A 13092-nucleotide genomic window follows, 5' to 3' on the forward strand; every position below is an offset into this window, starting at 1 on the left:
ATTAACCTCCCCTTACCCCACCCAACCACATAGACTCGCAGCATCCCGCCTCAGGACCGCCCCCATGCCCGAGACCCTGCTCAGCCCCCGCAACCTCGCCTTCGAACTCTACGAAGTCCTCGACGCCGAAGCCCTCACCCAGCGCCCACGCTTCGCCGAACACAGCCGCGAAACCTTCGACGCCGCGCTGACCACCGCGCGCACCATCGCCGAGAAGTTCTTCGCCCCGCACAACCGCAAAGCCGATGAAAACGAGCCGCGCTACGTCGACGGCCGCGCCGAGCTGATCCCCGAGGTGAAACCCGCCGTCGACGCGTTCCTGGAGGCCGGTTTCCTCAACGCCAATCGCGACTACGACGCAGGTGGTATGCAACTGCCCAGCCTGGTCTCGCAAGCGTGCTTCGCGCACTTCCAGGCCGCCAACGCCGGCACCACAGCCTACCCGTTCCTGACCATGGGCGCGGCCAACCTGATCGAAAGCTTCGGCACGCAGGAGCAGAAGCGCCTGTTCCTGCAGCCGATGATCGAAGGCCGCTTCTTCGGCACCATGGCCCTGACCGAACCCCACGCCGGCTCGTCGCTGGCCGATATCCGCACCCGCGCCGAACCTGCCGGCGACGGCAGCTATCGGCTCAAGGGCAACAAGATCTTCATCTCCGGCGGCGACCACGAGCTGTCGGAAAACATCGTGCACATGGTACTGGCCAAGCTGCCGGACGCCCCGCCTGGGGTGAAGGGCATCTCGCTGTTCATCGTGCCCAAGTACCACGTCAACCCCGACGGCAGCTGCGGTCCGCGCAACGATGTGCTGCTGGCCGGGCTGTTCCACAAGATGGGCTGGCGCGGCACCACCTCCACGGCGCTCAACTTCGGTGACAACGGCCAGTGCGTCGGCTATCTGGTCGGCCAGCCGCATCAAGGCCTGGCCTGCATGTTCCAGATGATGAACGAAGCGCGTATTGGCGTCGGCATGGGCGCGGTGATGCTGGGTTATGCCGGCTACCTGTATTCGCTGGAATACGCCCGCCAGCGCCCGCAGGGCCGCCTGCCGGACAACAAGGACCCGCACAGCAGCGCGGTGCCGATCATTCAGCACACCGATGTGAAACGCATGCTGCTGGCGCAGAAAGCCTACGTCGAAGGCGCCTTCGACCTTGGCCTGTACGCCGCGCGCCTGTTCGACGACACGCAGACCGGCAGTGATGAGAGCGCCCGCAACCAGGCGCAGGAACTGCTCGATCTGCTGACCCCGATCGTCAAGTCCTGGCCCTCGGCGTTCTGCCTCAAGGCCAACGAACTGGCGATCCAGATTCTCGGCGGCCACGGCTATACCCGCGATTACCCGGTGGAGCAGTACTACCGCGACAACCGCCTGAACCCGATCCACGAAGGCACCGAGGGCATCCAGTCGCTCGACCTGCTCGGCCGCAAGCTGGCGCAGAACAATGGCGCCGGCCTCAAGCAACTGCTTCGCCGAATCGCCGCCACCGGCGAGCGCGCCAGCCATCACCCCAACCTCGACCCGCTGCGCCAGCCACTGGAGCAACTGGTCAACCGCCTGCAAGGGGTCACCCTGACCCTGCTCGGTGACCTGGCCCAGGGTAAAGTCGCCGGCGCCCTGGCCAATTCGGCCCTGTACCTGAAGGCTTTCGGCCACTGTGTAATCGGCTGGCGGTGGCTGGAACAGGCAGTCCACGCCGAACTTGGGCTGCTCAAGGCCGACGCTGGCGAGCGCGACTTTTACCTCGGCAAGCTGCAAGCCGCCCGTTATTTCCTGACCTGGGAAGTACCAGGCTGCCATAATGAGCTGGCATTGCTCGAGGCACGCGACGACACTTGCCTCACCATGCAGGACGAGTGGTTCTAGAAGGAGCCACCGTGTACACGGAGGCTTGCACATGTTCGATTCCAGCGCCCTGCTGCGCCAGCGCTTTGCCGCGCTGCGCAGCACGGCCGAGTTGTTTTCCCTGCGCCATGTGAAACAGTCGCACCAGGCGCTTTCGGTTCGCCGCAATGTGGCCGAGCCACCCTCGTTCAGCCAGGACGAGGGCGCGATGCTCACCGTACGGGTCAATGGCGTGGAGGCCTATGCGGCCACCGCCGATCTGTCGCAGGCCGGCCTGCAGCGCGCCCTGGAGCAGGCCGAAGCCCTGGCCCGGCAGATCGCCCGGCATAGCCTGCTGGACCTGCGCGGGCAACCCGTGCCCAGCGCCCGCCACGACCACATCTCGCCCAACTTCGACCAGCCCGTGCCCAGCCTGGCCGACTGCCTTGGCTTGCTCGCCGCGGAATCAGCCAGCGTACCCAAGGACAGCCGCCTGGTGGACTGGCAGGCCAGTCTGGGCCTGAGCCTGGTCGAGCAGACCTACCTGAACTCAGCCGGCGCCGAGCTGCGCCATGCCCAGCGCTTTCTGTTCCCGGGGCTGGGGGTAACTGCCAGCAACGGCCAGGACAGCCAGAGCCGCAGCCTGGGCCGCGACAATTTCGGCCAGCAAGGCGGTTACGAGATCGTTGAGCGTTGCGGCCTGGTGGGCGCCGCCAGCCGGGTCGCCGACGAGGCCCTGCAGTTGCTGCTGGCCCCTAATACGCCCGGTGGCCCGCGCGACCTGCTGTTGATGCCCGACCAGATGATGCTGCAGATTCACGAATCGATCGGCCACCCGCTGGAGATGGACCGCATCCTCGGTGACGAGCGTAACTACGCGGGCACCAGCTTCGTCAAAGCCAGTGACTTCGGCTACCTGCAGTACGGTTCCAGCCTGCTGAACGTGACCTTCGACCCGACCATCGGCGAAGAACTGGCCAGCTACAGCTTCGATGATGACGGCACTCCGGCCAGCAAGCAGTTCCTGATCCGCGATGGTCTGCTGCTGCGCCCGCTGGGCGGCGCGCTATCGCAGTTCCGCTCCGGCCTCGACGGTGTGGCCAACAGCCGCGCCTGTGGCTGGAACCGCGCGCCGATCGACCGCATGGCCAACCTCAACATCGAGCCGGGCGAGCACTCCCTCGAACAACTGATCGCGGGCATCGAGCACGGCATCCTGATGCGGACCAACCGGTCCTGGTCCATCGACGACGCGCGCAACAAGTTCCAGTTCGGCTGCGAATGGGGCCAACTGATCGAGAACGGCGAGCTCAAGGGCATCGTCAAGAACCCCAACTACCGGGGCATCTCCGCACAGTTCTGGCGCAACCTGGCAGCGGTCGGCGACCGCAGCACCTTCCAGGTACTGGGCACGCCCAACTGCGGCAAGGGCGAACCCAACCAGGTGGTGCGCGTGGGCCACGCCTCGCCGGCCTGCGTGTTCCGCCAGATCGACGTATTCGGAGGCGACGCCTGATGAAACACGCTTTTGAAACCCTGGCCGGGGAGGTGCGCGCCGCCCTGGAAAGTGGCGAGCAGTTCACCCTTGGCTACAGCGCCGAGCAGTCCCAGTTCGTGCGCTTCAACCACGCCAAGGTGCGCCAGGCCGGGCATGTCAGCCAGGCCAGTGCGCAGCTGCGGCTGATCCGCGACGGTCGCCAGGCCGAACAGCAGGTGACCTTGAGTGGCGATGCGCAACTGGACCGCCAACGCTTGGCGGATGCCCTGGCGCAACTGCGCCAGACCCTGCCACTGCTGGCCGTCGACCCTTACCTGCGCCTGGACGAAAGCGCCTGGCACAGCCACAGCCAGCAACAGCAGCCACTACCTGAACTCAGCGATGTGCTGGCGTTGCTCGACCGCGAAGCGGGTGACCTGGACCTGGTCGGCATTTATGCCGCGGGCCCGGTCTGCCGGGGCTTCGCCAGCTCGTTCGGTGCCTTCGGCTGGCACCAGGCCAACAGCTTCAACGTCGACTGGAGCCTGTTCCACGAAAACGGCCAGGCGGTGAAGGCCAACTACGCCGGCCAGGTGTGGAACCCCGACGACTTCACCGCGCGCCTGCGCCAGGCGCGGGAGCAGTTGGGCTTCCTCGGGCGCCCGGCAGTCACCCTCGAACCCGGCAGCTACCGTGCCTACCTGGCCCCGGCGGCGATGGACGAAATCGCCGGCATGCTGTGCTGGGGCGGTTTTTCCGCCCAGGCGCTGGCCACCGGCAATAGCGCCTTGCAGCGCCTGTACAACGGCGATGCACGGCTGAGCCCGCTGGTGAGTTTCACCGAGCAGGTCAGCGGCTCGCTGAGCCCGGCGTTTTCCGACGAAGGCTCACCGCGCCTGGATGTGCCGCTGATCCAGCAAGGCCGGGCGGCGCAACGGCTGATCAGCGCGCGCAGCGCCGCCGAATTCAAGCTGCTGGCCAATGGCGCCGACAGTTACGAGTCGCCCTGCGCACTCAGCCTGGCATCGGGTGGCCTGCCCATGGACGAGGTCTTGCAGCGGCTGGGCACTGGGCTGTACATCAGCAACCTGTGGTACCTCAACTATTCGGACCTGCCAGCAGCGCGCATGACCGGGCTGACCCGTTTCGCCACCTTCTGGGTGGAGAACGGTCAGATCCAGGGGCCGGTGAGCACCATGCGCTTCGATGACAGCCTGTACAGTTTGCTCGGTAGCCAACTGGAGGACCTGACCCAGGAGCGCGAGATGATCCTGTCGACCAGCACCTATGGGCAGCGCAGCACCGGGTCGAGTCATTTGCCGGGTGCGCTGGTCAAAGGCCTGACCCTGACATTGTGATTGGACTTGCCGGCCCTTTCGCGGCTAAAGCCGCTCCTACAACGAACGCGTAACCCTTGTAGGAGCGGCTTTAGCCGCGAAGAGGCCGGCACTGACAAACGAGGAAGTCATGCCCGAACGCACCCCGCTAGACCCCGCCACCGCCCGCTGGATTCCCTGGGTGGTCGCCATCGCCTTCTTCATGCAGTCCCTGGACGGCACCATCCTCAACACCGCGCTGCCGGCCATGGCCCGCTCGCTGGCCGAAGACCCGCTGCGGATGCAGGGCGTAATCATTGCCTACATGCTCACGGTGGCCCTGCTGATACCCGCCTCGGGCTGGATCGCCGACCGCTTCGGCACCAAGCGCATCTTCTTCAGCGCCATCCTGCTGTTCAGCTTTGGTTCGCTGCTATGCGCCGCCGCCAACAGCCTTGGCTTCCTGATCTTCGCCCGTGTGGTGCAGGGCCTGGGCGGCGCGCTGATGCTGCCGGTCGGGCGGCTGGTGGTGTTGCGCGCCTACCCGCGCAGCGAGCTGGTACGCATCATGAGCTTCATTACCATCCCCGGCCTGCTCGGGCCACTGCTGGGTCCGACGGTGGGCGGCTGGCTGGTGGAGATACTCAGCTGGCACTGGATTTTCCTGCTCAACCTGCCTGTCGGCCTGCTGGGCTGCTACGCCGTCTGGAAGTTCATCCCCGACCTGCGCGGCGCTGAACGCACCCGCTTCGATACCCCTGGCTTCCTGCTGTTCGGCGCAGCGATGGTGCTGATCACCATTGCCATGGAGGGGCTCGGCGAGCTGCACCTGCCGCACCTGCGGGTGATGCTGCTGCTGTTTGCCGGCATGGCGTGCCTGGCCGCCTACTGGCTGCGCGCCGGGCGCGACCCCGAGCCGTTGTTCTCCCCCAGCCTGTTCCGCGTGCGCACCTTCGCCATCGGTATCCTGGGCAACCTGTTCGCGCGCCTGGGCAGCGGCGCCCTGCCGTTCCTGGTGCCGTTGCTGCTGCAAGTCGCACTGGGCTATTCGCCGGCCCAGGCCGGCATGAGCATGATCCCGCTGGCGGCGGCGGCAATGGTGGCCAAATCCCTTGCCAGGCCGCTGATCGAACGCTTCGGCTACCGCATCATCTTGACCAGCAATACCTTGCTGCTGGGCCTGCTGCTGGCCAGCCTTGGGCTGGTTGACGAGCAGACGTCCTATGCCGTGTTGCTGATCCAGCTGGGGCTGCTGGGCGCGGTCAACTCGATGCAGTTCACGGCAATGAACACGGTAACCCTGATCGACCTCGACGATGCCAGCGCCAGCAGCGGCAACAGCCTGCTGTCGGTGGTCGCGCAGCTGGCGCTGAGCCTGGGCGTGGCCTGCGCCGGCGCCCTGCTGGGCGGCTTCACCGCCGCCGGCAGTGCCGAAGGTGTGGACACCACATTGGGCGCCTTCCAGCTGACCTTCGTCACCATCGGCGTGATGGCCATGCTGGCGGCGGCGATCTTCCTGCAGCTGGCACCGACGGACGGAAGGCGTGCCCGTCGTCCGGAACACCACATGGAGTCTTAGGGCGAATGGCCACGAGGCTGGTAGACTATGCGGCATTTTTCGCTTCGCACCGCAGGCCCGCCTCGTGACCACCGAATCCACCGCCTTTGCCACCTTGCCGCTGTCCACTGCCATGCTGGCCAACCTGGACGCCCTCGGCTATGCCGCGATGACACCGATCCAGGCCCAGAGCCTGCCGGTCATCCTCAAGGGCCAGGACCTGATTGCCCAGGCCAAGACCGGCAGCGGCAAGACCGCCGCCTTCGGCATCGGCCTGCTGAACCCGATCAACCCGCGTTACTTCGGCTGCCAGGCCCTGGTGCTGTGCCCGACTCGCGAACTGGCCGACCAGGTCGCCAAGGAACTGCGCCGCCTGGCCCGCGCCGAGGACAACATCAAGATCCTGACCCTGTGCGGTGGTGTTTCGCTGGGCCCGCAGATCGCCTCGCTGGAACACGGTGCGCACATCATCGTCGGTACGCCTGGGCGCATCCAGCAGCACCTGGACAAAGGCACACTGGTACTCGATGGCCTGAACACCCTGGTGCTCGACGAAGCCGACCGCATGCTCGACATGGGCTTTTTCGATGCCATTGCCAGCATCATCGGCAAAACCCCATCGCGCCGACAGACCCTGCTGTTCTCGGCCACCTACCCGGCCGGCATCAAGCAGCTGGCCGCCGACTTCATGCGTAACCCGCAGCAAGTGAAAGTCGAGAGCCTGCACACCGACAACCAGATCGAGCAGCGCTTCATCGAGATCGACCCAGAGCAGCGCCTGGAAGCGGTGACCCGCGTGCTGGGCCACTATCGCCCGCAGTCGTGCGTGGCGTTCTGCTTCACCAAGCAGCAGTGCGAAGACGTGGTTGCTCACCTGACCGCCAAGGGTATCGTCGCCCAGGCGCTGCACGGCGACCTGGAGCAGCGCGACCGCGACCAGGTTCTGACCATGTTCGCCAACCGCAGCAGCTCGGTGCTGGTGGCCACCGACGTGGCCGCGCGCGGCCTGGACATCGATGGCCTGGACATGGTCATCAACGTCGAGTTGGCACGCGATGCGGAAATCCACGTGCACCGCGTGGGCCGTACTGGCCGCGCAGGCGAGAAGGGCCTGGCGGTGAGCCTGGTTGCCCCGGCAGAAGGCCACCGCGCCCAGGCCATCGAGCAACTGCAGAAGAGCCCGCTGCGCTGGGACCAGCTCGACAGCCTGAAGAACAAGGGCGGCGAGCCGCTGCTGCCGGTGATGAGCACCCTGTGCATCGCCGCCGGGCGCAAGGACAAGCTGCGCCCGGGCGACATTCTCGGGGCGTTGACCGGTGATGCCGGGATCCCGGGCAAGCAGGTGGGCAAGATCGCGATCTTTGACTTCCAGGCGTTTGTGGCGGTGGAGCGGGCGCTCGCCAAGCAGGCCATGCAGCGCTTGAACAGCGGCAAGATCAAGGGCCGGTCCCTGAAAGTCCGCATCGTCTGACATTTTTGGGGCTGCTTTGCAGCCCATCGCAGGCACGCCAGCTCCCACAGGATCACCACAGGCCTTCAGGCTTGTGCAGTACCTGTGGGAGCTGGCTTGCCTGCGATGGGCCGCACAGCGGCCCCGGCTATCCATGAGGTAACACCGTGCACTCCACCGACGTGATCATCCTCGGCGCCGGCGCCGCCGGCCTGATGTGCGCCCAGCTCAGCGCCCGCCGCGGCCGCCGGGTACTGTTGCTCGACCACGCCAACAAGCCAGGCAAGAAGATCCTCATGTCTGGCGGCGGGCGCTGCAACTTCACCAATATGTACACCGAACCGGCCAACTTCCTCTCGCACAACGCCCATTTCTGCAAATCGGCGCTGGCCCGCTACACGCAATGGGACTTCATCGAGCTGGTGTGCAAGCATGGCGTGGCGTACCACGAGAAGAAGCTCGGCCAGTTGTTCTGCGACAACAAGGCCAGCGACATCCTCGACATGCTGCTGGCCGAATGCGACGAGGCCGGTGCCGAAATCCGCATGCACACCAGCATCGAACAGATCGAAAAAACCGAAAGCGGCTACCTGTTGCAGACCAGCGGCGGGCAGTTCGCCTGCCAGTCACTGGTGATCGCCACCGGTGGCCTGTCGATCCCGACCCTGGGCGCCAGCGGGTTCGGCTACCAGGTCGCGCGCCAGTTTGGCCACACCCTGCTGCCGACCCGCGCCGGGCTGGTGCCGTTCACCATCACCGAGCCACAACTCAAGGCATTGTGCAGCGAGCTGTCCGGCACTTCGCTTGATTGCACGGCCACCTGCAACGGCACCAGCTTCCGCGAAAACCTGCTGTTCACCCACCGTGGCCTGAGTGGCCCGGCAATCTTGCAGATCTCGTCGTTCTGGGAAGCCGGTGACACTGTCGAGATCAACCTGTTGCCCGACCGCGATGCACTCACCTGGCTGCAGCAGATGCAAACCGAGCGCGCCAATGCCGAACTGAAGACCGTGCTGGGCGAAGTGTTCACCCGCAAGCTGGCCAACCTGCTGGCCGAGCAGTGGTTCGAGTCCAGGCCCATGAAGCAGTACACCCCGGCAGAACTGGCGCACATTGCCGAGAAGCTGGCCAACTGGCAGGTGGTGCCTGCGGGCACCGAGGGCTACCGCACCGCCGAAGTGACCCTGGGCGGCGTGGATACCCGCGAAGTGTCGTCCAAGACCATGGAGTCGCTGAAAAGCCCCGGGCTGTACTTTATTGGGGAAGTGCTGGATGTCACCGGCCACCTGGGTGGCTTCAACTTCCAGTGGGCCTGGGCATCGGCCAACGCCGCAGCGCAGTTCGTGTAGAGTAGAATCCATTCAGCAGCACGGAACGCTTCTTGCTGGCCCGTGCCCAGCGCCGGAATCTGGGCCGCTTTGCGGCCCTTCGCGGGCATGCCCGCTCCCACGGGGTTTTGTGCAGTACCTGTGGGAGCGGGCGCGCCCGCGAAGGGCCGCAAAGCGGCCCCAGTAACCGGTTCTGAAAGGTATTCCTCTGATCACTGCCTAGCAGGCCAACATGTCATCGAGCTCGTTCCGTCAGTCACTGCGTCGCCTGTGGGGCCAAGACAAGTTCAGCTATAGCATCCGGGTCACCATCGCCCTCACCGGCAGCCTGGCCCTGTGCTGGTACCAGAACGAGATGGCCCTGCTGATCCCGCTGTTCCTCGGCATCATCGCCAGCGCCCTGGCCGAAACCGACGACAGCTGGCAGGGCCGCCTCAGCGCCCTGGCCGTCACCCTGGTGTGTTTCGCCATTGCTGCGCTGGCGGTCGAACTGCTGTTCCCCTACCCCTGGTTCTTCGCCATCGCCCTGGCCCTGGCAGCGTTCAGCCTGACCATGCTCGGCGCACTGGGCGAGCGCTACGGGGCCATTGCCTCGGCAACCCTGATCACCGCGGTGTACACCATGATCGGCGTGGACCAGCGCGGCGGCCAGGTCACGGATTTCTGGCACGAGCCCATGCTGCTGGTGGCGGGCGCGGCCTGGTACGGGCTGTTATCGGTATTGTGGCAGGCGCTGTTCTCCAACCAGCCGGTCCAGCAGAGCCTGGCCAAGCTGTTCTTCGAGCTGGGCAGCTACCTGAAACTCAAGGCCAGCCTGTTCGAGCCGGTGCGCACCCTAGACGTCGAGGCCACACGCCTGGCCCTGGCCCAGCAGAATGGCAAGGTGGTGGCAGCCCTGAACGCGGCCAAGGAAATCATCCTGCACCGGGTCGGCAACAGCCAGCCAAACTCCAAGGTCAGCCGCTACCTGAAGCTGTATTTCCTGGCCCAGGACATCCACGAGCGGGTCAGTGCCTCGCATTACCCCTACAACGCCCTGACCGAAACGTTCTTCCACAGTGACGTGATGTTCCGCTGCCAGCGCCTGCTGCGCAAACAGGGCTCGTCCTGCCAGGAGCTGGCCCGTTCGATCCGCCTGCGCCAGCCTTTCGTGCTGGCCAGCGGTTATCCCGAGGCCCTCGAAGACCTCAACGCTGCGCTGGAGCACCTGCGCCTGCAAAACAACCCGGCCTGGCGGGGCCTGTTGCGCTCGCTGCGGGCCCTGGCCGCCAACCTGGCCACGCTCGACCGCCTGCTCAGTGCCGCGAGCAACCCCGACAGCCTGGCCGACGCCAGTGACAGCAGCCTGCTCGACCGCTCGCCACGCTCGCTCAAAGACGTGTGGACCCGCCTACGTACCCAGCTGACACCCACGTCGCTGCTGTTCCGGCATGCCTTGCGCCTGCCCTTGGCGCTGTCGATCGGCTACGGCATGGTGCACCTGATCCACCCCACCCAAGGCTATTGGATCATCCTCACCACCCTGTTCGTCTGCCAGCCCAACTACGGTGCGACCCGGCGCAAGCTGGTGCAGCGCATTTTCGGCACGGCCATTGGCCTGACCGTTGGCTGGGCCTTGTTCGACCTGTTCCCCAACCCGCTCATCCAGTCGCTGTTCGCCGTAGTTGCCGGGGTGGTGTTCTTCGTCAATCGCACGACCCGCTACACCCTGGCCACGGCCGCGATCACGCTGATGGTACTGTTCTGCTTCAACCAGATCGGCGACGGCTACGGCCTGTTCCTGCCGCGCCTGTTCGATACCCTGGTGGGCAGCCTGATTGCCATCCTTGCGGTGTTCCTGTTCCTGCCTGACTGGCAGGGGCGGCGCCTGAACAAGGCGCTGGCCAATACCCTGGCCTGTGCCAGCGTGTACTTGCGCCAGATCATGCAGCAGTATGCCCACGGCAAGCGCGACGACCTGGCCTACCGCCTGGCCCGGCGCAATGCCCACAACGCCGACGCGGCGCTGTCCACCACCCTGGCCAACATGCTGATGGAGCCGGGGCATTTCCGTAAGGAGGCCGATGTCGGCTTCCGGTTCCTAGTGCTGTCGCACACCCTGCTCAGCTACCTCTCGGGGCTGGGCGCGCACCGCGATACGGCATTGCCGGCCCAGGCCCAGGAACAGTTGATCGAAGGTGCCGGGCAAAGCCTGGCCAGCAGCCTGGACGAAATCGCCAACGGCCTGGCAGCGCGGCTGCCCGTGGCCATTCACAGCGATGCCGAAGAAGCGCTGGCCAACGCCCTGGAGCAGATGCCGGATGAGCTGGATGAACATCAACGGCTGGTGCAGACACAACTGGCGCTGATCTGCCGGCAGTTGGGGCCATTGCGGACCTTGGCCGCGCACCTGATCAAGGAAGGCAACCCGGGCTGAGGCCTGACCCGGCCTTTACCCACGAAGAGGCCGGTAACGCCACCCAAGCTCAAAAGCCATGCTGGCGCAGCAGCCGGGCATAGCTGCCATCGGCCTTCATCGCTGCGATCGCCTGCTCGAACCGCTCGACAATCCGCGCACGCTCCGGGTGCTTCAGGCTGACCATGATATGCAGGGTGTTCTCCCCCAGCGGCGGCTCAACCAGCACCACCCCGTCACGCACCTGCTGCGGTTCACGCTGCAGGTTGTAGCGGGCAACGTACTCGTCTTCCACCGCCAGGTCTACACGCCCTGCTGCGACCATGCGCAGTGCCGAGGAAAAGGTGCGCACCGCCACCTTGTGCAGGCGCGGATCGCCGTCGAACCCAGGGGAATAGGCGTAATCACGCACGACAGCGATGGTGTAGGGGTAAAGGTCCGACTGTTGCCGGTAGCGTATCGCCTGGCCTTTTCGCTGCAGCAAGCGGATACGGTTGGTCAGGTATGGCGTGGAGAACTGCCCGATACTGGCACGCGCCTCGTTGTACCAGGCATCGATCAACACGTCGTAGCGCCCTTGCGCAACGCCCTGCAGCGCCCGCGCCCAGGGCGCCTCCTCATAGCTGCTGGCATAGCCGGCACGGGCCAGCGCCGTGGTGACGATGCTGGTCGCCAGGCCACCGCCCGGCAGGTCTACATCGGTGAACGGGGGCCATTTGTCCGCCACCAGGCGCAGCTTGCCCTGGCCCAGGGCAGGTGTTGCCAGCAAGATTGCCAGTACTCCCAGCGCACAAAGCAGTGGCCGCATGCTTTTGTCCTTTTGCCATGGAGGGCACACACTGCGGGTGAGATTACACAAACGCACTGCCGGGGGCAGCGGCCAATAGTGTCATTTTGCCTCTATTTTTGGCCTCAAGGGTAACCCAGCACGTCGCGGATCTGCCGCAGATGCTGGCTGATCCACTGTTTGTCGACCGCGCCCCAGTCACGAATACGGTAATGCCCGGCGTGGTTGCGCGCGCCTTCCTGTTGCTCGAACTCGCAAACGATGTCCAGGTCGGCCAGCGCGGCGATGGTGTCCTGGGCGGTGCGCCGCGGCATACCGGTGGCTTCCACCAGGGCCGGCACGCTGGTCGCGGTGCGGCTGTCGATCAGCCAGGCTACGTACAGGCGCCGGTAGAAGCTGCTTTTGGTCTTGCTCACGTCCATGCTGCATGTTCCTCAGAGGTTGCCCGGCAGTTCCCGGTAGGTCAGGTAGACGCGCAGGTCGAATTCCAGTTGGTGATAATCGGGCTCCATGTGCTGGCAGAGCTGGTAGAACGCCTTGTTGTGGTCGCGCTCGCGCAAGTGCGCCAGCTCATGCACCACGATCATGCGCAAGAATTGCGGTGCGGCCTCCTTGAACAGCGAGGCGATACGGATTTCCTTTTTGGCCTTGAGCTTGCCGCCCTGCACCCGCGACACCGCGGTGTTCAGGCCGAGCGCGCGGTGGGTCAGGTCGAGCCGGCTATCGAACAACACCTTGTCCAGGCCCGGCGCACTGCGCAGGTACTGCTGGCGCAGCTCCTGGGCATAGCCGTACAGCGCCTTGTCGCTTTGCACATCATGGCGCCCGGGGTAGCGGCGCTGCAGGTACTCGCCCAGGCGGTCGCTGTCGATCATCTTGCGCACCTGCTCTTGCAGGTGCGGCGGGTAGGCTTGCAGGTAACGTAATACGGTCATGGCAGTGCATTCGGCGTAACG

10 protein-coding genes are annotated in these 13092 nt (G+C 65.4%); 7 read left to right on the top strand and 3 right to left on the bottom strand.

Going from position 1 to position 13092, the window contains the following annotated elements; genetic code table 11:
• The first annotated feature begins 64 nt into the window (after positions 1–64).
• The 7 genes from K4A76_RS21455 (at position 65) to yccS (ending at position 11370) form a co-directional block, all read left to right on the top strand.
• Positions 65–1867 carry an acyl-CoA dehydrogenase gene (locus K4A76_RS21455; protein WP_274411106.1) on the top strand — a complete coding sequence of 601 codons (1803 nt, stop codon included), beginning with the start codon at positions 65–67 and terminating at the stop codon, positions 1865–1867.
• A gap of 31 nt (positions 1868–1898) precedes the next feature.
• On the top strand, positions 1899–3341 hold the full coding sequence (locus tag K4A76_RS21460; RefSeq protein WP_274411107.1) for a TldD/PmbA family protein: 1443 nt from the start codon (positions 1899–1901) through the stop codon (positions 3339–3341).
• Positions 3341–4660 carry a TldD/PmbA family protein gene (locus K4A76_RS21465; protein ID WP_274411108.1) on the top strand — a complete coding sequence of 440 codons (1320 nt, stop codon included), beginning with the start codon at positions 3341–3343 and terminating at the stop codon, positions 4658–4660. Before K4A76_RS21460 ends, K4A76_RS21465 begins: the two co-directional genes overlap by 1 nt.
• Positions 4661–4769: 109 nt before the next feature.
• Positions 4770–6197: a multidrug transporter subunit MdtD gene (mdtD, locus tag K4A76_RS21470; RefSeq protein ID WP_029887785.1), complete on the top strand. Its 1428-nt coding sequence runs from the start codon at positions 4770–4772 to the stop codon at positions 6195–6197.
• A gap of 112 nt (positions 6198–6309) precedes the next feature.
• On the top strand, positions 6310–7647 hold the full coding sequence (gene dbpA, locus K4A76_RS21475) for an ATP-dependent RNA helicase DbpA (RefSeq protein ID WP_232108669.1): 1338 nt from the start codon (positions 6310–6312) through the stop codon (positions 7645–7647).
• A 146-nt stretch (positions 7648–7793) separates the two neighbouring features.
• The gene (locus K4A76_RS21480; protein WP_274411109.1) at positions 7794–8975 is read left to right on the top strand and encodes an NAD(P)/FAD-dependent oxidoreductase; all 1182 of its coding nucleotides are present in this window, start codon (positions 7794–7796) and stop codon (positions 8973–8975) included.
• A gap of 211 nt (positions 8976–9186) precedes the next feature.
• Positions 9187–11370 carry a YccS family putative transporter gene (yccS, locus tag K4A76_RS21485; RefSeq protein WP_029886249.1) on the top strand — a complete coding sequence of 728 codons (2184 nt, stop codon included), beginning with the start codon at positions 9187–9189 and terminating at the stop codon, positions 11368–11370.
• Positions 11371–11419: 49 nt separating this feature from the next.
• On the opposite strand, the gene K4A76_RS21490 is transcribed toward yccS, so the two are convergent.
• From K4A76_RS21490 to K4A76_RS21500, 3 genes are all read right to left on the bottom strand, one after another.
• The gene (locus K4A76_RS21490; protein WP_274411110.1) at positions 11420–12157 is read right to left on the bottom strand and encodes a substrate-binding periplasmic protein; all 738 of its coding nucleotides are present in this window, start codon (positions 12155–12157) and stop codon (positions 11420–11422) included.
• 104 nt (positions 12158–12261) lie between these two features.
• Positions 12262–12558, bottom strand: coding sequence for a winged helix-turn-helix domain-containing protein (locus tag K4A76_RS21495; protein ID WP_110677484.1), 297 nt, complete (start codon positions 12556–12558; stop codon positions 12262–12264).
• Between the two features lie 12 nt (positions 12559–12570).
• Positions 12571–13071: a M48 metallopeptidase family protein gene (locus K4A76_RS21500; RefSeq protein ID WP_009681371.1), complete on the bottom strand. Its 501-nt coding sequence runs from the start codon at positions 13069–13071 to the stop codon at positions 12571–12573.
• Positions 13072–13092 lie beyond the last annotated feature (21 nt).

The sequence above is a fragment of the Pseudomonas sp. NEEL19 genome (genome assembly GCF_028751975.1).
Classification (GTDB): Bacteria; Pseudomonadota; Gammaproteobacteria; order Pseudomonadales; family Pseudomonadaceae; genus Aquipseudomonas; species Aquipseudomonas juntendi.